The organism is Bacillus sp. FJAT-29814 (assembly GCF_001510715.1).
Lineage (GTDB): Bacteria > Bacillota > Bacilli > Bacillales > Cytobacillaceae > Neobacillus.
Map to the genome: position 1 here is coordinate 290,130 of NZ_LMTJ01000008.1, position 26,601 is coordinate 316,730.

Below are 26,601 nucleotides of genomic sequence, written 5' to 3' on the forward strand. Positions count from 1 at the left end.
CAGTTATTTTCATTCCTTAACTTTTTATTGGTGGGAACATTATGAATGAACCAAATTCAAAGGGAGGGAAATGAATGGGTTTAAAGAAAGCATCGGGGCTTTTATTAATATCTGCCATGCTTCTCGTCAATGTCCCATTGGCGTTCGCAGCCCCGCCGGAGCAGGAACTGACCCAATACCTGCGGGAAATAGGCTGGACTAAGCAGGAACTGCAGGAATATCTTGATTTTTATGAATTTCCCTTGGATGAATTTGCTTCAATCGATGAACTGAGAGAGTTTTTGGGGACGCCGATCACCGCAGAAAATTTACAGGAGCTGCTAACGAAATACAATATGACTCAACAGGATGTAAAAAACCTGTTGGATCATTTTGGCGATTCCCTTGCCGAATATAAATTCATCGAAGATTTGGAAACGGCTTTGGATTTTTATGTAAACCACGATGAATACATGGCAGATATTGAAAAGGAATTGAACGAAATCGGGATTACGGAGGATGAATCTGAACGTTTTTTTGAATACCTAGCCCAGGTCGAAGAAAAGAACAAATTTCAGTTGGATCAAATGGGCTTATTCGATTCCAGAATTGAAAAATTTCTGGAAATTGACGATACTTCCGAATTAAGCGAGGAAGATCGAGATGAGCTAGAAGAGATTTTAACAGAAACGATTGATCTTTATGAAATCCAGGTTAAGTTCAAAGTAAACAACCAAGATATTTCATTAAGAGACCTAATGAAGTTGAAAGAGGCGCCAAATAACCTAAATGTAGAGGTTACTAGCAAGGCAGGAGCACCGTTGATCGATTTTATCGTTCCAAAATGGTTTTTCAAATCTGGAGATCTGGTAGACCAAGGTGAGAATATGATCCATCTTGGAGAAATTTCAAACGAGTATATCGACCATTTGCATGATGAAAAGGAAAAGAAAGCTGATTTTAGGTATAAGTAATTTTAAACCACCAAGGAAGCTTGGTGGTTTTTCAACGAGAAAAGAGGTTGGGGATAATTAATTCGTCACCGTTTGAAATTTCCCCAAGAAACCTTTTATATATTGGAAGACCTCATTCGGCCGCTCTTCGGGAAGGGCATGGCCAGTTTCTTTTAAAATAACAAGTTCAGAGTTGACCAAGTCATTTTTCAATTTTTCACCAATCTGGAGCGGAACTGATTTATCATGATCCCCCCAAATCAACAGGCACGGTGTTTCAATTTTTTTAAGAACATCAGCTGGCAGATCACCCTCGCGGTCACGAATCATCCTGGTAAGCGCGACAAAGATTTCATCCTGCAAGAACGGCTGAAGGTAGCCGCGGATCATTTCATCATTAATAATCGAGTGATTATATAATGCTGCTTGGAGATTTTTTTCCACACCTGTTCTGGCAAAGTAGTATTTTACAAACCGGTGAAAATAGGGAAGATAGCTTGTCAAAATCAACGGCAGCGTAGCACGCTTCAGATAAGCCGAACTACAGAGCAGAATTGCCTTATCCGCGAGCTCTTGACGCAGGTTAAGAATATTTAAGACAATTTGCCCTCCCATCGAATGCCCGACAAAAATAATGTTGCTTAACCCAAGGGTCTCGATTAGTTCAATGACGGTTTGGGCCAAGTTCTTATAGGAATACACATAACGGCTGCATTTTGCACTTTTCCCAAATGGGGGCAGGTCAACAGACAAAACCTGGTATTCCTTTTTTAGCAATGAGATTAAATGACGAAAAGTAAAGGTGGATGAAAGAAATCCATGCAGCAGGACGAAGGTTTTGTCTGCTGTTTGATTAGGATAAAATTCATAATAAACATCAATGTTATTTACCGCCTTATATTCAGCGAGTACATCAGCCATTAATCCTTCCTCCTAATAAGCAAGTAAATAGATGAAATTATTGTTCCCCAAAACTTGGACAATACAACCGCAAATAATAGGTTACGAAATGACCTTTTCTTGATGCAATTAAAAATTTTTTGAAAAATTATGCTGAATTTCCAAGAAATCTGATAATATTAAACTAAAATGGGGAATATTGGCGAAAATCTGCCTAAAGAGATAAAGTTGGGGGGAATAATGGTGGGGTTGGATATTGTAGAGGCGTTAGGTGTAGAAAAGGAGTTCGCCGGACGGCAAATTTTACGGGATGTGTCATTTACAATTCGCGAGGGGAGCATAAATGGTCTGCTCGGTCCGAATGGGGCAGGCAAGACAACCATGATAAGGCTCCTTAACGGGGTGATTGACGCCACAAGCGGCAAGATGAAGGTCATGGATTATGATCCAAAAACCCATGGCGATGAAATTAGAAAAAGGGCGGGAATTGTGACGGAAAGTGCCGCACTCTACCATGATATGAGTGCATGGGACAACCTCGTGTTTTTTTCCAGGGTTTATAATGCATATGACCCAAAGCGAATTCGGCAGTTGCTCCAACAATTTGAAATGCTTGATAAAAAGGACCAATTGGTCGGGACGTTTTCTACCGGGATGAAAAAGCGGATTACTTTAGCTAAGGCATTGCTGCATAAGCCGCGGCTTCTATTTCTGGATGAACCAACGAACGGCTTAGACCCTGAGGGTATCAATGATGTAATCCATTATTTAAAACAGGTGAATGAAGAAGAAAAGGTAACCATTGTCATTTGTTCTCATGTGCTTCACCAGCTTGAAACGATTTGCGATTCGTTCCTGTTTTTGAATGGAGGACACATTATCGAAAAGGGGACCAGGAGTGAGCTGGAGGACAAATATTTGTCTGAAATTAAGCTGATGGTTGAAACAGGCCTGCAGCCTGCTGATTCGAGGAATTTTCTGGGGTATCCATACATAAGGGTAAGTCCCACACAGCTTGAGTTCACATTGGCTGCAAAAGAGGAGATTACTAGGCTGCTTCAGGGGATTTTAAATGAATCGTGGGTTCATTCCTGCGAAATCACCAACAGAAGTCTGGAAGCCCTTTACTTTAAAATACGAGGTGAGAGCCATGAATAAGCAGATTATCTCCGCCATAGCCAGGAAGGACTTAAAAGCGACGTTCTCATCCAAAAGGGTGTGGGTGCCCATGATTATTTTGCCATTATTACTGTGCATTATATTCCCCGCCGTCTTTTCATACTTCGGTCTTCATACCGGAATCATGATTGCGGATGGGGCGAAGGATTTGGAGAAACCAATAAATGCTTTTATCGAAAGCTTTCCTAACTCTGATATGAGGGATACACTGGTGGCATTGCCGACGCTCAGTTTGAAATCTGTTTATTATTTTTTGAACTTTATGATGATCCCGTTTTTCTTGATAGTGGCAATCATCAATTCGATGGTCACTTCGTCTAACAGCTTTGCCGGAGAAAAAGAAAGGAACACATTGGAAACATTGTTGTTTGCGCCAATTTCGGTTGCGGAATTATTTGTCGGCAAGGTGATTGCTTCACTCGTCCCATCTGTAGTGATTACCTTTGCTGCCTTTGTGCTTAATGCGGTGATTGTGAATATCATTGCCTACCCATATTTTAAAGAAGTACTATTTATCAATGCCAACTGGCTGATATTAATGTTTTGGGTAATTCCGACTCTTGTATTGTTCAACATAGTCCTGAATGTATTGGTTTCGGCAAGAGTGAAATCCTTTCAGGAAGCCCAGCAGTTCGGCGGTCTGATGGTATTGCCAGTTGTCGGCATCATCGTCAGCCAGGCAAGCGGATTTTTCTTCTTAAGCCCATTAGTTTTGCTGCTGATTGGCGCCGGATTCTTAATCGGTAACGCGATCCTGTTAAAACTCATCACTAAATTCAATCAACGAAACGCCTTATTTGAAAGCCAGATTCACTGATGTAAGAAATGGGTGTCCACCACATAAGGACAAATGTCCACGAGTGGTGCCTGACACCCTTTTTTTATTCGCAAAATTTTTTTAATATTTCCAGAATAAAGTGTTTGAATTTTTAGAAAACTAATCGTATAATAATAAAAAGCTTAAGGAGTTGATTTCCATGGAGAGAAAATTACTAAATTCACCACAACATTCGGATGAAAACACTGATTCTGTTATTGCTGAGATGTTCTTGAACAATGCCCTTCTTGAATTTAAAAGGGAGAAAATCCGCGAGGAAATCGACCAAACATTACTAGATAGGAACAAGGAACTGTTCCTCAAATTAACAGAGCAGCTCAAGAAGATCAGCTAATTCATTATCAACTGACGGTCATTGGTATTAGAAGCCCTATCCATAACGGATGGGGCTTCTTGGCCTTCAGGAAACCTTTTGCTGTTAATGCTCTTGGTGTTCTTCAATAATTTCCATTATTATTGATTAAATATTGTTACGTTTTATTAGGAGTGATTAAATGAGAGAAAAAATTTTGGAAGAGCTAAAACGAATAGAGACGGAGTATGAGGTGAAAATTTGCTTAGCGGTCGAGTCCGGGAGCAGGGCGTGGGGATTTCACTCGAAGGACAGCGACTATGATGTCCGCTTTATTTATGTACATAGGCCGGAGTGGTATTTATCAATTGAGCAAAAACGGGATGTTATTGAGCTACCGATTAACGATTTGCTAGATATAAACGGCTGGGAATTGCGGAAGGCGCTCAGGTTGTTTAAAAAGTCTAATCCGCCGTTGATGGAATGGCTGCAATCCGGTATTGTGTATTACCAAGCCTATTCATTGACCGACAAAATGTCGACAATCCAAAATAAAGTATTTTTGCCCCAATCCGCATTGTATCATTATTTAAATATGGCAAAAGGGAACTATCGTGATTACCTGCAGGCCCAATATGTAAAAATTAAAAAATACTTTTATGTCTTGCGTCCGATTCTCGCGTGTAACTGGATCGAAAAACATAACTCGTTTCCGCCTATTGAGTTTCGTGAATTAGTGGAGGATCTCTTTGAGGAAGGGCAGCTAAAGCAGGAAATTCTTACCTTGTTGGAACGGAAAATGAAAGGAGACGAACTAAATCTCGAGCCCAAAATCACGGTGATCAATGACTTCTTGGAACAGGAAATCACCCGCATTGAAAACTATACCAAGACCCTCTCGGTTGAAAGACAGGACCTCACTCCACTCTTGGATGAACTATTCCGAGATACGTTAACCGAAATATGGGGGATAAAAATTTATTGAAAAGGCAATTCGCGAGTCACTATTTAATATAGTGGCTTTTTATATAAAAAGGAAAATGGCAGTTTGACAGCGAAATTAATATACTACATTACATTAGATATACAACTGATTGATATATCAGACTTGAGACTTAGAGTAATTTCGTTCCCGGGATTGTTTGATAGTGGCAGGAAAAAATATAAGCTTTACTTAAAGGAAGATGGAAATAGGGGGAGCCGTCGTGACTAGGAAGGTATATATACTACTTACCGATACTCGATCGATTTTAACAAGATTAATAAAATTATATACAAAAAAGCCACTAAATCATGCATCAATTGTCCTGGACGATCATTTCAGCCAAGTCTATAGCTTTGGCAGAAAAAAACCGCGTAATCCGTTTTTTGGAGGGTTTGTCCAGGAAAATATTCGAAGCGGTTTATTTCGCGATGCAGATTGTGCCATCTTTTGTTGCACGTTAACGGAACAACAATTCCTTCAGCTCAAAGATAAAATTCAAAAGATGGAAGAAAATAAACATGCTTACAAATATAACTTTATCGGTTTGTTCGCAGTCATGCTGAACAGGGAGTACAATCGAAAGAACGCCTTCTTTTGCTCGCATTTTGTCGCGGCATTATTACAGGAATCGGGGGTCCCTATTTCGGAACAAAAGCCGCTATCGCTAATTACACCATATGATATTAAGGAATCACCCTCACTGGAATTGCTCTACGAAGGAAAATTATCATCCTATGTATGTGGGAAGCAAACAATTCAGGAAAAGCCGCAGTCTATGCCGAGAAGAATTTACACGAAAGTTATACTAGAAAGAATGAAAGCTATATAACTAAGAAACTCGCCTAGATGGCGAGTTTCTTAGTTATAAATAAATTCCTTCCCTTGTTTGAGTATGTTTTTTCTCCAAAGTTTCCACCAAATTTTTAATTATTGTTAAAGAACGCTGGAAAACAGGACTTTGGATAAATGTGTACACAAAAGTGGCGATAAACACTGGCCCTCCTAATAAAAATCCAACAACAAGCACCAAGCTTTCAACGATCATCCGAGCTTGGCTGACGGACAATCTCGTTCGGTCTGAAATCGAAAGCATGAAGCCATCGCGTGGCCCTGCACCAATTCCTGCAGCTACATACATTCCGCCGCCAATCCCCGTAACTACAATACCGGAAAGGAGAATGATGTAATCCACCCATGTGTTGGTCGCTTTAGGCAGGATGTCGAGCCACAGGAAAAAGTCCATGATTGGCCCAATGCTGATCGCATTTAAAAAAGTACCGATATTGATATATTTCCGGGCAGTAAAAAAGGAAATGATAATTAATACAAGTCCGCAAACTACACCCCAGGTTCCGATGGTTAGACCAAAATGCTGAAATAGGGCAACATTCAGCACTTCCCACGGATGGAGCCCGAGGAATTTCACGTTTACCGCAATGGCATTGCCCAAGCCAAACAACGTTAATCCGGCAAAAAATAAACAGTAGCGAAATATTTTCAAACTAGTTACCCCCAAGAGACTGCTGAACTTTCAGAGTATTGAATCCATTCTCCTATCTTAAAATACGAATATGGAAAAAACAATGGTTAAATATATGTATCATTCCTCCATCAAAAGTCTGAGGTAAAAATTTACAAGAGGGAATCAAAATCGATTCTTCTACAAACTTGCTTTTCATCATATACCTTTTACAAAAGACCTTCACAGCCTTGAGGGTCTTTTACTATGAAAAGGAAAGAGGGAAGCTATGCCAAGCGGAATACACCAAGTAGAGCTGGACGTACCCATTGATGTGATCTGGGGGTTTGTGAAGGATATGGACAATTGGGCGCCGCTCGTGCCGAACTATATCCAACATGAAAAGTTATCCGAGAGCCAATCCTCATGGGAGTTTAAGACCGACATCGGCATCTTAAAAAAGAAAATTAGTTTATTTATTGATATAGTCGAGTGGAGCGAGCCCACTAAAGTTTGTTTTACTCTAACGGGAAAAAGCGAAAGATATTCCGGAGAAGGCTTTTTTGAGGCAAAGCCCTTAAATACAAACAAAACAAGATTGACTGGTTTCCTTAACGTCAATGTTCATGGGAAAATGGCAGCGCCACTGAATTCTAAACTAGAAACACAGCTTCCCGAATCAGTAAAAGAAATGGCCAACGCGATTTCTTTGAAGCTAGAGGAGCTTGTGGGAAACAAATGACAAAAGGTCAACATAGCTGCGCCCCTGTGCGGGGGCGCAGCTATAATTTTTTAACAAAGAAATGAAATAAATGATTAAACAACTTCGTGAGATATGTTATAGTAGTACTTAAAAAATCAAGGGAAGGTGAGAGCATGGCAGCCGATTTGAGAACCAATAACAGCAGTCTTCCATTGCGTCGCGATGTAAAATTACTCGGAAATATGTTAGGTGAAATTCTTAAAAACCATGGCGGGGACGAACTTTTTGATACAGTGGAAAAAATCCGTCATATGACCAAATCGCTTCGGACCCATTTTGATCATGAAATCTATTCCGAATTAAAGCAGGAAATAGCCAGCCTGAGCGTCCCGATGCGAAAACAAGTAATCAGGGCATTTTCAATGTATTTCCATTTAATCAATGCCGCAGAGCAAAATCACCGAATCCGCAGACGGAGGGAATACCTTCTTCAGGATGACTCGATTGTTCAGCCAGGTTCAATCGATAGTGCGGTTTTATCGCTAAAAGAAAACGATATCTATGAAGATACCATCCAAAATGTTTTAAATTCCATGTCTCTTGAACTGGTGATTACTGCCCATCCCACTGAGGCGACAAAACGATCGATTCTTGAAATCCAACAGCGAATTGCCGGGATTTTGAAGAGTCTTGACCAGCCATTGCTCTCACAAAGGGAACGAGGAAAACTGGAGGAGAGCCTGTTCAATGAGGTGGCGATTCTCTGGCAGACAGATGAATTGCGCTACCATAAGCCAACGGTGATGGATGAAGTGCGGAACGGACTTTATTATTTTGACCAAACGCTTTTTGAGGTATTGCCAGATATTCATCAGGAGTTGGCTGACTGCCTGGAAAAAAATTATCATAATCGTTCATGGGAGGTTCCCAATTTCCTAAGGTTTGGGTCTTGGATCGGGGGGGACCGTGATGGCAACCCAAATGTAACCCATGATTTAACATGGGATACACTTAAGCGCCAGCGACGACTTGTCTTGAAAAAATATACTAATGTATTAGTCGATTTGATGAAACGTTACAGCCATTCAACAACACGAGTGAAGGTCAGTGAGGAACTGCTTGCCTTTCTTGATGAATATGAAGCCCTGATTTTAACGGAAGACAAAAGATGGCCGAACCGAAATGAGGTATACCGCCGGGCATTTGCTATCATGATTGAACGGGTAAAACAGGTTGGAAAATCAGATTCGGGATATCGGACCGCAGAAGAATTATTGGGTGACCTTGAAATGATCACCAGAAGTCTTAAAAAACATCATCCAGTTAAACATGAATTGAAAATTATTCAAAAGCTGATCCGCCAGGTTCAATTATTCGGCTTTCACTTGGCAACACTCGATATTCGCAATCATAGCGGGGAGCACGAGGCGGCAATGACCGAAATCCTGAAAAAGGTCGGAATCACGGAGAATTACGCCGAACTGACTGAAACCGAGAGGGTAAATATCCTGCAAAATATTCTTCGTGACCCTCGGCCGCTGTTATTGCTGCATGAAGATTATTCAGCGGAAACACAGGAAATGATCAAAGTGTTTCAAATGATTAAAAAAGCCCATGAAGAGTTCGGCAAACGGTCAATTAGTGTGTATCTCGTCAGTATGACAAAATCCCCGAGCGATTTGCTGGAGGTGCTTGTTTTTGCAAAAGAGGCCGGTCTATACCGTCTCCACGCCGATGGGAAATTGGAGAGCTATTTAAATGTGGCTCCGCTTCTTGAAACGATTGATGATTTAACATCCGGCCCGAAAATTATGGAAACACTTTTCAATATGCCGGTATACCGCCAGCATCTAAGGGCACTTGACGATCAGCAAGAAATTATGCTGGGCTATTCGGATGGCAGTAAAGACGGCGGGACATTAACGGCAAACTGGAAGCTGTACAAAGCCCAGATTGAGATACATGACATGGCTAAGCGCTTTTCTATTCGCTTGAAATTCTTCCATGGCCGCGGAGGTTCTTTAGGTCGAGGGGGCGGCCCGTTGAATAAAAGCATACTGTCCCAGCCGGCAGAAACGATTGGCGATGGAGTGAAAATTACTGAGCAGGGGGAAGTGCTATCCTCACGCTATCTCCTGGAGGATATTGCCTATCGGAGCTTGGAACAAGCAACATCCACACTTCTGCTAGCTTCGACAAGGGTGTCGAAGGTGTCGGAACAGGGTCAAATCCGGGACAAGGAATGGGAAACGGCGATTGAGGAAATTTCTGATGCCGCCCTTGCCAAATACCAGTCCCTTGTCTTTGAAGACCCAGACTTTCTCAGCTACTTTCATCAGGCTACCCCTTTGAGGGAACTGGGCGAACTAAACATTGGCTCCAGACCGATGAGCCGCAAAAATAAAGGGCGATTTGAGGATTTAAGAGCCATTCCCTGGGTATTCGCCTGGACACAGAGCCGTCAGCTGCTTCCTGGATGGTATGCTTCTGGAACCGGTCTCGAAACATTTGCAGCCAAAGGGGAAAAGAATTTGCCTCTACTTCGCGAAATGTATGACAAGTGGCCATTTTTCCAGTCGACCATTGATAATTTGCAGATGGCATTAATGAAAGCCGATATTGCAACTGCAAAGGAGTATCTATCCCTCGTAGACGACCAAGGTATGGCTGAAAGAATTTTTACAAAAATTGTCGAGGAATATGAGCGAACAAAAGCCATCCTCCTGAAAATAACCGAGGATAACGAACTGCTTGACCATACGCCAAATATTAAGGAATCTGTATTTAGGCGGAACCCTTATGTGGATCCACTGAATTTCCTACAGGTCGAGCTGATTAGACAGCTGCGAAATCAGGACGAGCCAAGCGACGAATTATTAACGGAAGTATTATTAACCATCAGTGGGATCTCTGCGGGTCTTAGAAATACAGGCTGATAAGTCCAAAAGCCATAAACACTATAACATGTGTTTATGGCTTTTTTTCGTGCAGACTAAATTTCGAATTTTTTGTGAACATTTGGAAAATGAATGGGTATTCATTCATTTTTACGCACGATTCGACAAAGTTCGAAAATCGCCCGTGATATATTTTTCCCAGAAGCGGGAGAACGAAGGCAAAACTTAAGCATTACTTGCAAATTCTAAAAAACCTGGAAGGATGATTTAAATGGCTGTGAAAGAAAAAGTGATGCAAGAGAAGCATCAAGTAGTGGAAATGGTTGATGTTTTGGCCAATAACGGAGCAAAAGCGCTAAACGAATTCCGCTGCTATACCCAAGAAATGGTAGACGAGATTGTCAAACAGATGGCGCTTGCAGCTCTTGAAAATCACCGGTACCTCGCCAAGCTGGCCGTAAAAGAGACCCAGCGGGGTGTTTATGAGGATAAGGTATTTAAAAATATGTTTGCTACAGAGATGATTTATAACAACATCAGGGATATGAAATCGGTTGGGGTTATTAATGAAAACGATCATGAGGGCATGGTTGAGATGGCAGAGCCTGTTGGCGTAATTGCTGGTGTCATCCCGATCACCAATCCGACATCTACGGTTATTTTTAAATCTCTAATTTCATTAAAAACCCGTAATCCGATTATCTTTGCCTTTCCCCGCTACGCGCAGAAATGCTGCAGTATTGCAGCCCAAATAATGCGGGAGGCGGCTGTTAAGGCCGGTGCTCCTGAGAACTGCATCCAGTGGATTGAAACACCTTCCCACGAGGCGTTTCAAGCATTAATGAAACATCCGAAGGTTGCTCTTATTCTGGCAACGGGCGGGCCAAACCTTGTTAAAGCCGCATATAGCTCCGGCAAGCCCGCTCTCGGTGTCGGTGCTGGCAACGTGCCATCTTATATTGAAAAAACAGCAAACATTAAACGAGCTGTCAATGATATCATCCTGTCGAAAACATTCGATAACGGGATGATTTGCGCCTCCGAACAAGCCCTTGTCATCGATCAAGAGATATATGACGAGGTAAGAAAGGAATTCATAGAAAATAATTGTTATTTCTTGAATGAAGAAGAACGGGTATTGGTGGAACAAGTTGTCATTGATCCTAAACAAGCCGCTCTGAATCCAATGATAGTCGGCCTGCCGGCGTATATGATTGCAAAAATGGCCGGTGTCAATGTTCCTATCAATACAAAAATCCTAATAGCTGAAATTGAAGGAGTGGGGCCGAAGTACCCTCTGTCGTGTGAAAAATTAAGCCCGATTCTTGCTTGTTACAAGGTTAATAGTTTCGCAGAAGGTCTACTAATTTGTGAACAGACGCTTGAATATGGAGGGCTGGGCCATTCGGCTGCCATCCATACGATAGACCAGGATGCGATTGATGCATTTTCGCTAAGAATGAAAGCAGGAAGAATTCTTGTCAATTCGCCGACAACACACGGGGCAATGGGCGATGTCTATAATACTTCTTTACCGTCTCTTACCATCGGATGCGGAACATATGGAGGGAACTCAGTGTCACAGAATGTTGGGGCAGCAAACCTATTGAATATCAAAAGGGTGCCGAAAAGAAGAACAATGACTCAATGGTTTAAGGTACCATCGCAAATATTTTTTGAGAAAAATTCGATTCAAATGCTTGCAGCCATTCCGGGCATTTCTAGAGCGTTTATTGTTACCAGCGGCAGCTCTCTTACAAATGGCTATGTCGAAAAGGTGCAGTATTACTTAAGAAAGAATCCAAACCAAGTTCTTTGTGATGTGTTTTGGGAAATTGATCAAGAACCAAGTATCGATACAGTCATGGCCGGGGCAGAAAGAATGAGGAAATTCAAGCCAGACTTCATTATTGCTCTTGGGGGCGGTTCGGTCATGGACGCGGCTAAAGCAATGTGGTTGTTCTACGAACATCCTGATGCAGATTTCAAGAGCCTGACCCAGAAATTCTTTGACCCGGGCAAAAGAGTAGTAAAGTTTCCGACACTTCGCACGAAAGCAAATTTCATTGCGATACCGACTACTTCTGGTACGGGTTCAGAGGTCACATCTGCGTCTGTCATATCGGATAAAAAGGCTAATATTAAATATCCGTTGGTTGATGCACAGTTGACACCTGACGTGGCAATCATCGATCCCCAGTTTGTCATGACTGTGCCAAAACATGTAACAGCTGATACTGGAATGGATGTTTTAACACATGCGATTGAAGCCTATGTTTCAGTTTTGGCAAATGATTATACCGATGGATTGGCGATAAAGGCAATCCAGCTTGTATTTGAGTATTTGCCAAGGGCATACCGGGATGGCGGCGATGAGATTGCCCGAGAAAAAATGCATAATGCTGCTACAATCGCCGGAATGGCTTTTGGAAATGCCTTTCTTGGTATTAACCACAGCCTTGCCCACGTGCTTGGAGCACAGTTTCATATCCCTCATGGACGGGCTAACGCCATTATGCTCCCATATGTCATCCGCTTTAACGCGATGAAGCCGAATAAATTAATGACGTTCCCTAAATATGAGCACTTTATTGCCGATGAGCGGTACGCAGAAATTGCCAGAGCTCTTGGATTGCCGGCAAGTACTGTAGAAGAGGGGATAGAAAGTTTAATCGGAGCGGTAATTAAACTAGTAAAGGAATTGGAGATGCCGCTGTCCATTAAAGACTACGGAATTAACAAAGAAGATTTTGAAACTAAACTAAATGAACTTGCTGAGCGAGCCTTTGATGATCAGGATACAATTGCCAATCCAAAAATGCCGCTGGTAAGTGACCTTGCGGAAATCTATCGTCAAGCATATAAGGGATTATAAGATATGCCTAAAGTTAAATATCGAAAATTCTGTGAACAGTCAATAAAGTAGTGTCAAAATTTGGCTAAAGTTTCATCGGAGATTTTTAAAATTTGATATAATTTAGAAAACTCTTCAAAAGGAGAGATAATCATGGCCGAGAAAAAAGAACATGGAGAACAGACAAATAGAAATGAACAGGATTTATTTGAGCAGGCACCGGAACAAGAACTGACAGTAACAGCGGATGCAGGGAAATCGGAAGAAGCACCCGAAGTCCGGGCAAATGAGGAAAACGTGGATGAGCATGAAAAGCAGGTTGAAGAGATCAATCAAGAACAGCTTTCAAGCCTTGATCTGCTATGGCGTCTTGCTTTTGGGGAATTGGACGAATGGGCGAAACGGGCGAATTTCCGTGACGAAGTATTTTTAACCGAGGCGAAGCTTTTTACGGAAAGCATGGAACGGAATCGGGAAAATATCAAAGCAGCAGCCGAGAAGTTCAGTAAGGAATTTGCCGAATGGGAACGGACTGCTCGGGAAGAATTTCTAATGTCGACTACTAGTCTGGGCCATTTTTTCCCGATTAAATCATACGAAGAAATTAATCAGCAAATTGACCAAATTCAAAAGAGAACATTGTCTATTCTGAAAACTCCTTGCGCGGCTATAACGAATCACCAGGCAGCGGAGAAATATTATGAGATGATTGGACAATACATCGCCATTAGGAAAAAATTCAGACAACAATATATAAAAACGGTGAAACAGGCAGGAAATCTGATCTATGAAAATCAGAAAGGATTAGTCAATCTGGTTTCCAGACAAATTAAAACGTTGGTGTTCCCACTTAATAAATATTTGGAAAAATCAGAGGAGCTTACAAAATCATAACTGGGGGTGTTCAATATGAGTAATGAGAAACCATTTGACCCGCTAATGGGGTATAAACTGATAGGGGAAATATGGGAAAAGCAAATAATGGGCCTGTTATTTAAGATGACCGATAACAAAGAATTTGTCCGCACAGCCAACATGGGACTTGACCTGCATTCAAGATATGTCGAGCGATTAAGAAGAAACCAGGAGCTTATCGCGGCCGTTATGAATATTCCCACAAAGAAGGATGTCGCTAATGCAGCAAAGCGGTCAATCCAGGCTGAAGAAAAAATTGATAGTTTAGAAGAGTTGATATGGGGTTTACAGGACGGTTTAGCGGAATGGAGCAAAGAAAATTTATATTTTCTGCAACAGGTGGCCGATACTGTCAATCAGATGAAGTCTGAATTACATCAAACCAGGGCCGAATTGGAAGAAACCAAAAAAATAGGTGCTGATTTCCATGAATTGCGCCAAGGTATGCTTGAACTGAAAATTATGCAAGTGAATCTTCAAGATATGAGGAAAGAGCTAGCCCAATTGGAGGGCATCAAACAAGAATTAGCCGATTTTAAGGAAATGCTGGGCAAAGAGAAAGATAATGAGAAAGAGAAAGTGAAGAAAACAAAAAAGGAAAAAGAGTTAGTTCTGCCTGGCGCTTCTAATTAATGATGAGAGGGGGATATGACATTGAGCACAAGAGTGTCAGCCAAAAACTTATTACAGCCATTTAATTTAGAAAAAGAAACGACAAGATGGAATCAGCTTTATAAGGTTATGACAGAGCCCAAGCCGGATATTATCCCTACCCCGAGGGAATGTGTGTGGAAAAAAAATAAAGCGGTATTATGGTATCATCCTGCAAAGGAAAAAAAATATGCTATCCCGGTCTTTATGGTTTATTCATTATTGAACAAAACTTACATTTTGGATGTTGGTGAGGGGAGCAGTGTTGTCGGAGGCCTGGTTGAACGAGGCTATGACGTTTATCTGCTTGATTTTGGTACACCAGGCCTTGAGGATGCCGATATAACCCTCGATAATTATATTGTCGGTTATTTGGAAACAGCTATTAGACGGGCAATTAGACATTCAAGTGCAAAAGAAATTTCTTTGATGGGATATTGTTATGGAGGAGCAATGGCTGCTATCGTTGCCTCCATTACAGACCTCCCGATAAAAAATTTGGTACTTGCCGCCGTCCCTATCGATTTTAGCATTTCGACTGTCCCACAAAAATGGCTCGAAGGGATTCAGCGGGGCGAGCTGAGCTTTGACCGCTTTGCCAATGCCTATGAAACCCTTCCGTCGGAGTTCCTTTATCTAATGTTTAAGCTGATTACACCGTTGGAAGGAACCAAGTTTGTCAACTTGTATACCCGCGCACATGACGAGAAATATGTTGAAAAATGGCGACGTATGGATAAATGGACAAAGGATTCACAGTCATTTGCGGGTGCTGCGTTCAAACAGTTATTTAACGATCTGTACAAAGAAAACAAACTGTTAAAAGGCGAGCTGGTGATTGGCAACAGGAAAGTAGATTTAAAAAATATCAAATGCCCACTGTTTGTGTTCTCTTGTTCACGTGATACATTGGTTGCCGAGAAGCAAAGCCTGCCCATAATGGACCTTGTTTCAAGTGAGGATAGGACCTATGAGGTATATGAAGGCGGCCATGTTTCTTTGGTCGTTACAGGGGCCTTTGCGGAAATTATGGACCCGTGGCTGGCAAAACGCTCAAATCAAGTTACAGAAACCCTCGTATAAACAAGCGGGGTACTGAATAAATTATTAACGGGAAGTCAGGGTGGGGGCCCTTTCTTCCCGTTGATATCATATTATCCGGCATTTTTTTGCTGATCGAGGAATTTCCGCAGCAGACGGTTGAACCGGTCTTTTGCCTCCAATTTGGCAAGATGGCCGGTATTCCTCAAAATAATAAATTCTGAATGCGGGATCAGCTTGTGCATACAGGCTTGAATCCACACTGGCAAAACGGTATCATATTGCCCGCCGACAATTAGGGTCGGAACATGGATCGTCGGAAGCAGCGCCCGATTATTGACCTCTAGACAGGTTTTTAATGACTTAATAAAAGTTTCGCGTTTTGGCCTGAATAGCTGATTAAATTTCTCCACTGTATCATGGTTCCAGGAATACAGAGCCATACGTGCCAGATATTCAGCTTCTTTTCCAGAAGCAGTGACCGATTCAAACTTTGCCTTGCGATTTTCAAATAACAAACTTTTGAGTTTCTCCGGGAAAAAGTGAAATGTACTGACTAAAATGAGAGAACGACAGAGAGAGGGTGACTGGCGGTAAATTTCCTGTGCAACGGCTCCACCCATTGACAAACCAAGAATGTGAGCGTTTTCAATTTTTAGTTCGTGCAATAATGAAATGACATCAGCAGCAAAGTTTGGAATGGAAATTCCATCGGATCTAGTACACTCTCCGTGACCGCGCAAATCAGGCATTATTAATTCATATCGATCAGCAAGTTCATACTGATGCTGCCACCCCTCCTTAACTTCACCTAACCCATGGATCAGCACCAATGGCTCACCCCTGCCAAAATGCAAATAAGGGATTCCCGATTTACTTTTTTTTGCTTTTTCCATTTCACACCACCTTTTTCATTTTTATTAGTGTATAACCAAGTTGACAAGATTGTAAACATTTTACTGCAACTTTTAGTAATATTTATTTACAATATTGACAAAATATTACTTATAGGTGTAAAATACATATAGGTGAGGTGATAAAGATATGGTAAACCAAGATAATCAATCAGTCAATCCTTCAAAAAATTTTGTGCTGCCATTTATTTTATTGCTTCTTAGCAAAGTTTCTCTTCATGGATATGAACTTAGCCAGAGGCTTGAATCATTCGGCTTTAAGACGCTAGATCAGGGGAATTTATACAGAATGCTAAGGCAGTTGGAAAAAGAAGAACTTGTTTCTTCTGAATGGGATACAACCGGGGCGGGTCCGGCAAAAAGGAAATACTCCATTACTAAAGCGGGTATTACATACTTAAAGGGCTACGCCAATCAACTGGAAACATACCAATCCCTTCTTGATCAATTTTTTAAAATGTATACCAGTGTCCTGGAGCTCTATTTTCCTTCATTTCAAAAGAAGGATCCGATAGAGAAAGTCAATACTAGTAAGGAGAGGAAGAACGATGGCACAGAAGAAGATGGAAACGGTACCTGAAGTTGAAGAAACAGTTATGCCGGGAGCTAAAGGATCGTTTGTCACTACTTTTTGGGATCAATATGAGCTATCACGCGAACGTTCGGAAAAACTTCGCGAAGGCCGGGAGGATGCTTACCTAAATGCCATTAGGGAAGTGATCAAATTTAATAAGCAATACAGAAACTCTTTGGCCAAATTATATGACCAGACGAAAAAGACGAACAAGGAAATGGTTTCAGAGGTTGCTCATCAGTTTAACGCCCGTAAAGAGGAAAATAAGGAAGACGTTGTCCCTATTGTTCCGGAAAATGACGGTGAGGAATTGAAGAAACAGCTGAAAGAGGTTTCAGGCCAATTGGAGAAATTGGCATTGACACCAATCAGGTCATTTGTCCAGATTGTGGATCAACTGGAGGATAATTTTGAAAAAAATGCCGAATCGAATATTGCCTTTGCACGAGAGCGCCGGAAAGCCTGGCTTGAAGTCAGAAAGGAATATGTGAAATTGGCAAGAGACACACACTTAAATCTGGTCGAGCGCAGCAAAAACAGCTTGAAGGAGCTTGTTAAAACCCGCTAAGCGTGAATAAAGGAGTCTAGACATCATTGATGGTCAACAATCATTACATTAGATAAAGCCATAATTCCTCATTATAAGGGAGTTGTGGCTTTTTGTTTTTAGCTAATAGGAAATTATAAAATTATTTGCCCAAATTTTATAATTTCCTATGTCGCATAAATTCAACTACGCCTCTGTCTTCGTCCTAACGGACTCGCCAATCGGCGAGTTTTCATTTATCTTGCCAACCTGATAAGATAATGAGAAAATGGGAAAGTTGGATACTACTATTTACGGGTAAGGGGAATTTACAACGTGGAATTACTAATGATTATAAAAGCAATTATATTGGGTTTGGTGGAAGGATTAACGGAATTTGCCCCCGTATCATCCACAGGACATATGATTATTGTTGATGATATGTGGTTGAGGTCTGAGGAGTTTTTGACAAAACATGGTGCCAATACCTTTAAGGTTGTCATACAGTTGGGTTCAATTTTGGCTGTGGTTGTTACCTTTAAAGATCGATTTATCAATCTATTAAGCTTTGGACGTTTCAGTAAAACTGAAATCCAGGGTAATGGCCGCCTCAAGTTATCACAGGTAATCGTCGGACTCATTCCGGCTGGTGTGTTGGGCGTACTTTTTAACGACTATATTGACGATCATTTATTTTCAACAGCAACTGTATTAATTGGTTTGGTTATTGGGGCACTATTGATGATAGCGGCTGATTATTTCGGTCCGATCAGGCCCAAAACGCAGTCAATCGATGAAATAACGTATAAACAAGCGTTGATTGTCGGTTTGTTCCAATGCTTATCGCTATGGCCAGGCTTTTCAAGATCAGGTTCAACGATTTCCGGAGGGGTATTGACCGGAATGAGCCATCGGGTAGCCGCTGACTTTACGTTTATTATGGCCGTGCCGATTATGGCGGGTGCGAGCTTTCTTTCCTTATTAAAAAACTGGGAATATATGACGATGGATGCCCTGCCAGTTTTCGTGGCCGGGTTTATCAGTGCCTTTATCTTTGCGCTTGTTTCAATCCGCTTTTTCTTAAAGCTGATTAATAAAGTTAGGTTGGTACCATTTGCCATCTATCGAATTGTGTTGGCAGGAGTCATTTATTTTGTTTTCTTTTAGGAGAAATGGCTAAGATATAAGGTGAAAAACAGCTTTCCAACTGGAAGGCTGTTTTTTTTGCCTGAAAAATATTATAAAAAAGATGGGCTTATCCCTTTTTTTCAAAATTGGGTAATAGGGATATGTGTCTATTGCACATTATTATCTAGGTGAATAGGATATATAGAATTCAGAAAAGGAGGTAATGTTAAATGTCAGGTGCAGTTGGCGGCTACGGTGCAGGATTCGCCCTGATCGTTGTTCTGTTCATCTTGTTAGTCATTATAGGTGCTGCTTGGATTTGGTAATATTATAAAAAGGAGGTAATAAATATGGCATTTGGATATGGCGGATTTGGTGGCTTTGGCGGCGGCTTCGGCGGCTGCGGTTACGGCGGCTTCGGCTTTGGCTATGGTGGCAGCTTCGTATTAATCGTTGTATTATTCATCCTGTTGATTATTGTTGGGGCTGCTTGCTACTATTAATAAATGAAAAATAAACCCGTCTGGATCGCCAGGCGGGTTTTTATATTTTTTATATTGCTTCATCCACTTTTCCCCAAACTATTTCTTCTACCTCAAATCCCTCCAATGTTTCTTTTTTCAATAAAGCATCGACCAATTGCTGATACTGATATTGATGGTCATCAATAATCTTTTCTGCTTTTTTGATGCTTTTCGAGAATAGCTCCTGCATTTTTGCTTCTTTGTCCTGCTTGTTGAATGTTAGGGTGAATCCGTCTTGGAGCATGCCAATTTCGACCATTTGCTCAATAATATGTTTGGCTTGCTGGACGTCGCCGCTGACGCCGATGCTGTGCTCGCCAAGCTGCTTTCGTTCTGCAACACCGCCTGCCAATACCATAGCAACACGGTCCAGCAAATCGCTGGTTGTCGATAAATGAAGCTCTTTAGGAATCGGGGCCACATAACCAAGCGCCTCGCCACGTGGAATAATGGTTGCTTTTCTCACCGACCCGGGTTTCGTTAAGGAAGCGACAAGGGCATGGCCAGCCTCATGGATGGCAACACGGCGTTTCGTATCAGGGTCCTGAAGCGAACGGGATGTGCTTCCCAAAATGGTTCGGTCGAGAGCATAGTCAAGGTCTTGTTTCATAATCATTTCGTGACGGTTGCGAATCGCACGACGACTTGCCGTTTCGAACAGCGAAAATAGCTCAGCCCCTGAGAAGCCGGAAGTGCTTTCCGCCAATTCATCCAATGATGCAAGTACATCCGGGGCAAGTGATTTGCCTCTTCCATGGATTTCAATAATCTCTCTACGCCCTTTTGTATCCGGGAGTGGAACATGGAAGGAGAAGTCGATTCTCCCCGGGCGGACGAAAGCTTCGTCGAGCATATCTTTCCGGTTAGTTGCAGCAATAAATAATATGCCATCATTGGAGTGCCCACCATCAAGCTGTACCAGTAGCTCGGTCAATGTTTTCTCCGCTTCCTCGTTGCCATGCGCTTTTCTTCTGCCGGCAAGGGCGTCCACCTCATCGATAAATATGACGGCAGGGCGCTGTTTTCTAGCCTCCTTAAACAAGGAGCGCACACGGCTTGCGCCAATACCGACAAACATCTCATTAAAGGCTGAGCCGCTTGCGGTAAAGAATGAAGCATTTAGTTCTCGGGCAATGGCTTGTGCAAGCAGGGTTTTCCCCGTCCCAGGAGGTCCGTATAATAGGATTCCTTTCGGTGGCTTGATTCCTAATTTGCCTGCCCTTTCGGTATCTTTTAGAGTTGTTAATGTTTGCTGGATTTCTTCAATCATTTCATCACCTAGTCCGCCAACGTCATTTAGGGTTATGTCCGGCAACGGACGGGCTTTTGAGACACTATTTTTCATCGAATTGCCTGGGCCAAAGCCGCCCTTTGTCTTGTAAACAGCAAAAACAGCTCCGGCAAGCAAGAGGAGAACACCGCCCAACACCCATTTCCCGTAACGGCTGCTAGAGGAAAAGGAATAGGCGATATTATATCGTTCCACCAGTTTTTCGATCATCTGGCTATTTGGCGGGACGTGGGAGACATATTCTTTTTCTCCTGCCTTCAGATAAAGGCTGCCATCGGTTCGTTGTATGAGAGTAACAGACTTTCCATTTTGACTCTGAACAATATTCTCAACTGAAGAAAATGGGATTTCAATTTTTTTATTTGTCGATTGAATTGACCATATGATTCCGGTGCAAATTATAAGTAAAGCCGCAAATAGCGGTATAAATTTCGTTGCGGTTTTATTGCTTTGATTCATCAGCTCATAACCTCCCTATACAAGAGTCTTAATCTATTATAATGCAATTTCCAATAAAATGGATGTGGGAATGAGTGGAAGCTTGAGCAATAGAAAAACACACCAATTAGGATACTGGTGTGTTTATGGTATTAGGATAATAACCGAAGGTGAGGAATAATCGGCATCAATACACTTTGGGCAAGAACTCCGACACTGACCCCGATGCAGGAAGCTTTTTTCCATTTAAAGACATGAACTTTTTGATCTTTGCCTTCATATAAAAATAGCAGCTGCTCGCCTTCTTCCGCAATGCCGATTTTTTTATATTTTATTTTATTTTGATCAAGAACAATCTCAAAGGCTCTCTGGATTAATTCCAGGGTTGGCTGGTCAATCTTTGTAATATCCATGGTTCCTCCTAGTATTCGCGATTTCAATATATCTATATTATAGTCCTTTCTCCAAATGGATAAAAGAAATTATCATTCCCATTCACTGAAATATTGCAAACTGGCCGTTTGCGAGATAATATTGAAATATTGGACAAAATTTTAAAGTTGTCAAAAGAGAGGAAGACAAGATGGGTAACGATTTGAAAAAAGAAGTGTTATCGCGCCGGACGTTTGCGATTATTTCTCACCCGGATGCCGGTAAAACGACATTAACCGAAAAATTATTATTATTTGGCGGAGCCATCCGTGATGCCGGAACGGTCAAGGCAAAGAAAACGGGGAAATTTGCCACAAGTGACTGGATGGAAATTGAAAAGCAGCGGGGAATCTCCGTTACTTCCAGTGTCATGCAATTTGATTATGATGGATATCGTGTAAATATTTTGGATACCCCAGGCCACCAGGATTTTAGTGAAGATACGTATCGGACGCTAATGGCTGTCGATAGCGCCGTAATGATTATCGATTCAGCCAAGGGAATTGAGGAGCAAACCCTGAAATTATTTAAAGTTTGCCGGATGCGGGGAATTCCGATTTTTACCTTTATGAACAAGCTGGACCGGCAAGGCAAGCCGCCGCTTGAACTTCTGGCCGAATTGGAAGAGGTTCTTGGCATTGAATCCTATCCTATGAATTGGCCAATCGGGATGGGAAAAGAGTTTCTTGGAATTTATGACCGGTATTACAATCGTGTCGAACAATTCCGGGTGGACGAGGATGAACGCTTTATTCCGTTAAATGACGATGGTGAAATTGAGGGCAGTCATAAACTGAAAGATTCAGGACTGTATGACCAAACATTGGAAGAAATCATGCTGCTAAATGAGGCCGGGAACGAATTTTCAGCCGAAAGGGTGGCTGCGGGAAATCTGACACCTGTTTTCTTCGGCAGTGCACTGACCAATTTCGGGGTCCAAACCTTTTTGGAGACGTATTTGCAATTTGCACCGCCGCCGAAGCCACGTAATTCATCAATTGGTGAAATAGATCCGCTTTCAGAAGAATTTTCTGGTTTCGTATTCAAAATCCAAGCCAATATGAACCCGGCCCACCGTGACCGGATTGCTTTTGTCCGCATTTGTTCTGGAAAATTTGAGCGGGGAATGTCTATCAATGTCCCACGTTTAGGGAAACAATTAAAGCTTTCCCAATCCACTTCCTTTATGGCGGAAGAGCGCAATACAGTTGAACAGGCAGTCAGCGGTGATATTATCGGTTTATATGACACGGGAACTTATCAAATTGGCGATACGTTGACTACTGGAAAGAATGATTTCCAATTTGAAAAATTACCTCAGTTTACCCCGGAACTATTTGTCAGGGTTTCGGCGAAAAACGTTATGAAGCAAAAATCGTTTTATAAGGGAATACAGCAACTTGTTCAAGAAGGAGCGATTCAGCTTTATAAAACAATAAGAATGGAGGATTATATTCTGGGGGCTGTTGGGCAGCTTCAGTTTGAAGTATTCGAGCATCGAATGAAGAATGAATATAATTCCGAGGTCCTAATGGAGCGGCTTGGCTCCAAAATTGCCCGCTGGGTAGAAGATGACAAAGTAGATGAGAATCTGTCGAGCTCCAGAAGCCTTTTGGTAAAAGATCGTTACGATCATTTTGTATTCTTATTTGAAAATGAATTTGCACTTAGATGGTTCCAAGATAAAAATCCTCAAGTTAAACTTTATAATCCGATGGACCAGCATGACTAAAAAAAGGCGGAGCATTTTCCGCCTTTTTTTATTGGATAAATTTTTTTAAAACCCCCATAACATAATAGACACAAACGTAATTATTTAGTAATAGCAATGCTTTACCCCATAAAGACCTATTAATAATTCTATGTTATAATGGGTCGAATAGAGGTGAGCAAATGCTGAGTTTATTATTTTTGGCCAAGAAGAAGAAGCGGACCTTAGAAGAAACAGTCAGCCTCATTCAACAAGGTGATCAATCATTGCTAAATGAGTTAATCGAAGCATATAAACCTTTTGTCGCTAAGACAGTTTCCTCTGTGTGCAGGCGCTATATTTATGAAACCGATGATGAATTTAGCATTGGGCTTATCGCGTTTAATGAAGCGATTGAAAAGTATTCACCCAAAAAGGGCAGTTCTTTGCTAAGTTTTTCCGAGGTAGTAATTAAACGGCGGGTTATTGACTATATACGGAAGCAAACTAAAAACCAACATATTAGTATTGACATCACCAATGAATTGCAGGAGGATGAATCCCCAGGCACTGCTATTGTAAATGAGCTTTCACTGGAGGATTACGAAAAGAAGAATGACGAACAGCTTAGAAAAGAGGAAATTATTCAATTTCAATCCTTATTGGCATCTTTCGGTCTAAAGTTCAGCGATTTGGTGGAAAATTCCCCAAAACATGCGGATGCGCGAAAAAACGCCATCTTAACCGCAAAAATATTAGTCGACCATGATGAACTAAAAACAATATTGTTTGAAAAAAAACGACTGCCCATCAATCAGCTTGAAAAATTGGTGGATGTAAGCCGAAAAACGATTGAACGAAATCGCAAATATATTATTGCGATTGCCTTGATACTATCAAGTGATTACGTGTACATGAAGGATTATCTAAAGGGGGTGCTTGACACATGAGAAAAGGAATAATCATGGATATGGATGAAGGTTTACTTACAGTTTTAACCCCTGACGGAGAATTTCTGCATGCAACAAGACTTGATCGGCCCTATGCAATAGGTGATGAAATCAGCTTTTTTCCAATTGAAAAAACTATACAGAGAAAAAAGCCTTTTCTCCTTTTTGGACTGAAATCGGTTTTGGCCCTATCTGCTGCGCTTTTAGTTGTGTTTGGATCTCTTTTTCCTATGTATAAGAGCAATCACGCTTACGCCTATATGTCAATCGATGTAAATCCTAGTATTGAACTTGGAATTAATAAAAAAATGCAAGTGGTTGAGTTGACCGGCTTTAATAAAGAGGGCAAAGAAATTATTGCGCATCTGAATGATTGGAAAAAACAGGATGTTATAAAAATAACTAAAACCATTATTAATGAAATGGAAAAGGAAGGTTATTTTAAGGTCAAGAAACAACTAGTGATTTCCACAGTAAAGACGGAAGAGGCAGAAAAACAGATTGAGAAACAGCTTGAAGCAAACATTAAGGAAATAAAAGCTGCTGCAACTGACCAGCAGTTGGAGTTAACGGTGGTATCGGGAACGGAACAGGATTTGCAAAAAGCCCATGAGCTAGGGCTTACAACCGGAAAATACCAAACGGAAAATCGCAATATAAAGACACAGAACGGAAAAGAAAAGGGGACCAACAACGGGGAAAGCAAGGGAGATTCACAGCCGAGTGTCAAGGTACCTCCTGGCCAATTGAAAAAACAGGATAACGATAACATAGGAATCAGTAATGATCCAGTTGATGCAGCACATCAGACAGGAAACAATCAAAACAATCTGGCTGGAAAACAAATGCCTCCAGGGCAGCAAAAGAAGAATGAAGAGCAAGCTGAAAAACTGATACCTCCAGGGCAGCAAAAAAAGTATGAAAAACGGCCCGAAAATCTAAACAAGGGCCAGTTAAAAAAACAGCTTAATCAAAATTCCGAATCCGGCCACAAAAAACAATCGCAAAATAATAACTCAAACAATAGGAATAAAAACAAATAAAGTCCGGCTGCTGCCGGACTTTTGCCATTTTTATTGAGTTTTTAGCTAATAACAAATTATAAAATTTTTACCAAATTTTATAATTTGTTAACGCATATAATTCAACTAAGCCTCTGTCTTCGTCCTAACGGACTCGCCAATCGGCAAGTTTGAATTTATTGTTGGTTTTGTCCAGACATTTGTGCCTGAGCTTGCTGCACAAGTCTTTTTGTGATTTCTCCGCCCACAGAGCCGTTAGCCCGGGATACCGTATCTGAACCCAATTGTACGCCAAACTCTTGCGCGATTTCATATTTTACCTGATCCAAATATTGCTCGATGCCAGGTACCAATAATTTATTTCTGCTGTTAGCCATCGATTATCACTCCTTTTATCACAGAGAATTTTTTCGCTCTGTAAAGATAGTATGAAATATATTTGTGATTTTCATAAATGGTAATGTTTTGAGTAACTGGCTTAATCTGCCCCTTTGCTCACATCCTTGGTCGGATGCATAAATGGATAGGCTTGGGGCTTTCTCATGCTTTCCAGCAATTCGCGATTTTCTGTCGTATTCCAGCCGATATCGTTTGTTGGATGAACCCATTCATCGCCGGCCATAATCGCCGGGTCCGTTTCTTCTGTCCAGTTTTCCAAAGGAGAGTTTTCAGAAGAATAGTGGCTGTCACCGATTACTACCCCGTGTTCATTGACAAAGGGGGCCTGCATATCAATGCCTGTCCCCGCAAAACTCGGGGCGTTGATTTGATGCGGCATCGTTTCATCTATGCCAATTTTTTCTTGTTTTTCACGTCTGTCTTTTTCCACGATGATCCCCCCTCGTTTATTCTTATTTTGTTCTTAAAGTTTAATTTTATTTAGCTAATAAGAAATATAAAATTTTTACCAAATTTTTATATCACAGCTTCGCACGCATAAGTTAAACTACGCCTCTGTCTTCAGCCTACCGGACTCGCCAGTCGGCGAGTTTCCACTTAAGAAAAATAAGGAAAGGAATGTTTATAAAATTTTGTTAAAACTATAGTTGTAACCATAATTTTAGGGAGGTCTACTGATGGCAAAGCGCAAGGCAGAATTTGATGCTGTCGAGAAATACAGCAAAACACCTAAGAAAAATATTCAGGAAAGTGAATTCTCGGCCGAATTTACGGATGACAACAATGCCATTAGATTTCAAAACCGCAATTCCAAACAAGGAAAAAAGGGTAGAAGTTAAATGAAAGCCCGACGCAAAACTCCGCCTAGAATTCCGATTGAGGAATTTAGCGTGGAAATCGGCGACGTAAACGGTGTACCGTTGAAGGAAAATTTAAGAAAGTTGTTCAGGAAAAAAGAGAGTAAAAAATAAGCCGGAATATCCGGCTTTCAGATTGTAGACAAAAGGCATTTTGAATTTCACGATTTTGGTGTCTTTTTCCATATTCAAGCTTATTCTGTTTGATTT

The 26,601-nt window shown here is 41.3% G+C and carries 28 protein-coding genes and 1 pseudogene; 22 read left to right on the forward strand and 7 right to left on the reverse strand.

The window, feature by feature from the left end; translation table 11 throughout:
- Positions 1–74 precede the first annotated feature (74 nt).
- Positions 75–953: a processed acidic surface protein gene (locus AR334_RS21655; protein WP_066317602.1), complete on the forward strand. Its 879-nt coding sequence runs from the start codon at positions 75–77 to the stop codon at positions 951–953.
- A 57-nt stretch (positions 954–1,010) separates the two neighbouring features.
- On the opposite strand, the gene AR334_RS21660 is transcribed toward AR334_RS21655, so the two are convergent.
- On the reverse strand, positions 1,011–1,853 hold the full coding sequence (locus AR334_RS21660; protein ID WP_066317603.1) for an alpha/beta fold hydrolase: 843 nt from the start codon (positions 1,851–1,853) through the stop codon (positions 1,011–1,013).
- A 219-nt stretch (positions 1,854–2,072) separates the two neighbouring features.
- Here AR334_RS21660 and AR334_RS21665 point away from each other — a divergent pair, with 219 nt between their 5' ends.
- From AR334_RS21665 to AR334_RS21685, 5 genes are all read left to right on the forward strand, one after another.
- Entirely contained in the window at positions 2,073–2,990 is a 918-nt protein-coding gene (locus tag AR334_RS21665) for an ABC transporter ATP-binding protein (RefSeq protein ID WP_066317604.1), read from the forward strand.
- On the forward strand, positions 2,983–3,828 hold the full coding sequence (locus AR334_RS21670; protein WP_066317606.1) for an ABC transporter permease subunit: 846 nt from the start codon (positions 2,983–2,985) through the stop codon (positions 3,826–3,828). Before AR334_RS21665 ends, AR334_RS21670 begins: the two co-directional genes overlap by 8 nt.
- Before the next feature lie 160 nt (positions 3,829–3,988).
- Entirely contained in the window at positions 3,989–4,183 is a 195-nt protein-coding gene (locus AR334_RS21675) for an IDEAL domain-containing protein (protein ID WP_066317609.1), read from the forward strand.
- A 160-nt stretch (positions 4,184–4,343) separates the two neighbouring features.
- Entirely contained in the window at positions 4,344–5,126 is a 783-nt protein-coding gene (locus AR334_RS21680) for a nucleotidyltransferase domain-containing protein (protein WP_066317612.1), read from the forward strand.
- Positions 5,127–5,346: 220 nt separating this feature from the next.
- Positions 5,347–5,955, forward strand: a complete 609-nt coding sequence (locus AR334_RS21685; protein ID WP_216638037.1) for a hypothetical protein — start codon at positions 5,347–5,349, stop codon at positions 5,953–5,955.
- 33 nt (positions 5,956–5,988) lie between these two features.
- Here AR334_RS21685 and AR334_RS21690 read toward each other — a convergent pair whose 3' ends face one another.
- The gene (locus AR334_RS21690; RefSeq protein WP_066317614.1) at positions 5,989–6,627 is read right to left on the reverse strand and encodes a YitT family protein; all 639 of its coding nucleotides are present in this window, start codon (positions 6,625–6,627) and stop codon (positions 5,989–5,991) included.
- 247 nt (positions 6,628–6,874) lie between these two features.
- Here AR334_RS21690 and AR334_RS21695 point away from each other — a divergent pair, with 247 nt between their 5' ends.
- The 6 genes from AR334_RS21695 to AR334_RS21720 all read left to right on the forward strand — a co-directional run bounded on the left by AR334_RS21695 (position 6,875) and on the right by AR334_RS21720 (position 15,688).
- On the forward strand, positions 6,875–7,327 hold the full coding sequence (locus AR334_RS21695; protein WP_066317625.1) for a CoxG family protein: 453 nt from the start codon (positions 6,875–6,877) through the stop codon (positions 7,325–7,327).
- Positions 7,328–7,461: 134 nt separating this feature from the next.
- Positions 7,462–10,224, forward strand: a complete 2,763-nt coding sequence (ppc, locus tag AR334_RS21700; protein WP_066317628.1) for a phosphoenolpyruvate carboxylase — start codon at positions 7,462–7,464, stop codon at positions 10,222–10,224.
- A gap of 232 nt (positions 10,225–10,456) precedes the next feature.
- Complete coding sequence (gene adhE / locus AR334_RS21705; protein ID WP_066317631.1) at positions 10,457–13,060, forward strand: bifunctional acetaldehyde-CoA/alcohol dehydrogenase; 2,604 nt, start codon at positions 10,457–10,459, stop codon at positions 13,058–13,060.
- Between the two features lie 132 nt (positions 13,061–13,192).
- Positions 13,193–13,933, forward strand: coding sequence for a hypothetical protein (locus AR334_RS21710; protein WP_066317634.1), 741 nt, complete (start codon positions 13,193–13,195; stop codon positions 13,931–13,933).
- Positions 13,934–13,948: 15 nt separating this feature from the next.
- Positions 13,949–14,587 (forward strand): hypothetical protein, encoded by a 639-nt coding sequence (locus AR334_RS21715; RefSeq protein ID WP_066317637.1) that lies wholly within the window; start codon positions 13,949–13,951, stop codon positions 14,585–14,587.
- A 21-nt stretch (positions 14,588–14,608) separates the two neighbouring features.
- Entirely contained in the window at positions 14,609–15,688 is a 1,080-nt protein-coding gene (locus AR334_RS21720) for an alpha/beta fold hydrolase (protein ID WP_082693062.1), read from the forward strand.
- Between the two features lie 71 nt (positions 15,689–15,759).
- On the opposite strand, the gene AR334_RS21725 is transcribed toward AR334_RS21720, so the two are convergent.
- Entirely contained in the window at positions 15,760–16,542 is a 783-nt protein-coding gene (locus AR334_RS21725; RefSeq protein ID WP_066317645.1) for an alpha/beta fold hydrolase, read from the reverse strand.
- 148 nt (positions 16,543–16,690) lie between these two features.
- On the opposite strand from AR334_RS21725, the gene phaQ reads away from it, so the two are divergent.
- From phaQ to AR334_RS30425, 5 genes and pseudogenes are all read left to right on the forward strand, one after another.
- A complete protein-coding gene (phaQ, locus tag AR334_RS21730) occupies positions 16,691–17,140 on the forward strand; it encodes a poly-beta-hydroxybutyrate-responsive repressor (RefSeq protein ID WP_066317656.1) in 450 nt (149 codons plus the stop codon).
- Positions 17,109–17,702, forward strand: coding sequence for a hypothetical protein (locus AR334_RS21735; RefSeq protein ID WP_066317660.1), 594 nt, complete (start codon positions 17,109–17,111; stop codon positions 17,700–17,702). Before phaQ ends, AR334_RS21735 begins: the two co-directional genes overlap by 32 nt.
- Before the next feature lie 294 nt (positions 17,703–17,996).
- Positions 17,997–18,827, forward strand: a complete 831-nt coding sequence (locus AR334_RS21740) for an undecaprenyl-diphosphate phosphatase (RefSeq protein WP_066317662.1) — start codon at positions 17,997–17,999, stop codon at positions 18,825–18,827.
- A 191-nt stretch (positions 18,828–19,018) separates the two neighbouring features.
- Positions 19,019–19,114 (forward strand): YjcZ family sporulation protein, encoded by a 96-nt coding sequence (locus AR334_RS29100; protein ID WP_082693063.1) that lies wholly within the window; start codon positions 19,019–19,021, stop codon positions 19,112–19,114.
- An 87-nt stretch (positions 19,115–19,201) separates the two neighbouring features.
- Positions 19,202–19,291 (forward strand): annotated as a pseudogene (locus AR334_RS30425) (YjcZ family sporulation protein); the annotation flags it as partial.
- A 49-nt stretch (positions 19,292–19,340) separates the two neighbouring features.
- Here AR334_RS30425 and AR334_RS21750 read toward each other — a convergent pair.
- Both AR334_RS21750 and AR334_RS21755 read right to left on the reverse strand, forming a co-directional pair.
- Positions 19,341–21,062, reverse strand: coding sequence for an AAA family ATPase (locus AR334_RS21750; protein WP_066317670.1), 1,722 nt, complete (start codon positions 21,060–21,062; stop codon positions 19,341–19,343).
- A 131-nt stretch (positions 21,063–21,193) separates the two neighbouring features.
- Entirely contained in the window at positions 21,194–21,454 is a 261-nt protein-coding gene (locus tag AR334_RS21755; RefSeq protein WP_066317672.1) for a hypothetical protein, read from the reverse strand.
- A 170-nt stretch (positions 21,455–21,624) separates the two neighbouring features.
- Between AR334_RS21755 and AR334_RS21760 the strand changes: the two genes are divergently transcribed.
- The 3 genes from AR334_RS21760 (at position 21,625) to AR334_RS21770 (ending at position 25,156) form a co-directional block, all read left to right on the forward strand.
- Entirely contained in the window at positions 21,625–23,205 is a 1,581-nt protein-coding gene (locus tag AR334_RS21760) for a peptide chain release factor 3 (protein WP_066317675.1), read from the forward strand.
- A 161-nt stretch (positions 23,206–23,366) separates the two neighbouring features.
- Complete coding sequence (gene sigI, locus AR334_RS21765; protein ID WP_066317681.1) at positions 23,367–24,113, forward strand: RNA polymerase sigma factor SigI; 747 nt, start codon at positions 23,367–23,369, stop codon at positions 24,111–24,113.
- On the forward strand, positions 24,110–25,156 hold the full coding sequence (locus AR334_RS21770; protein WP_066317682.1) for an anti-sigma factor domain-containing protein: 1,047 nt from the start codon (positions 24,110–24,112) through the stop codon (positions 25,154–25,156). The genes sigI and AR334_RS21770 overlap by 4 nt, the downstream gene beginning before the upstream one ends.
- A gap of 155 nt (positions 25,157–25,311) precedes the next feature.
- Here the strand turns inward: AR334_RS21770 and AR334_RS21775 are convergent, their stop codons facing one another.
- Positions 25,312–25,512, reverse strand: coding sequence for an alpha/beta-type small acid-soluble spore protein (locus AR334_RS21775; RefSeq protein ID WP_066317684.1), 201 nt, complete (start codon positions 25,510–25,512; stop codon positions 25,312–25,314).
- 101 nt (positions 25,513–25,613) lie between these two features.
- The gene (locus AR334_RS21780) at positions 25,614–25,970 is read right to left on the reverse strand and encodes a DUF3905 domain-containing protein (protein ID WP_156431360.1); all 357 of its coding nucleotides are present in this window, start codon (positions 25,968–25,970) and stop codon (positions 25,614–25,616) included.
- 241 nt (positions 25,971–26,211) lie between these two features.
- Here AR334_RS21780 and AR334_RS30050 point away from each other — a divergent pair, with 241 nt between their 5' ends.
- The gene (locus AR334_RS30050; protein WP_172799274.1) at positions 26,212–26,373 is read left to right on the forward strand and encodes a hypothetical protein; all 162 of its coding nucleotides are present in this window, start codon (positions 26,212–26,214) and stop codon (positions 26,371–26,373) included.
- Positions 26,374–26,505: a hypothetical protein gene (locus AR334_RS30680; RefSeq protein ID WP_301337175.1), complete on the forward strand. Its 132-nt coding sequence runs from the start codon at positions 26,374–26,376 to the stop codon at positions 26,503–26,505.
- The last annotated feature ends 96 nt before the right edge of the window (positions 26,506–26,601 follow it).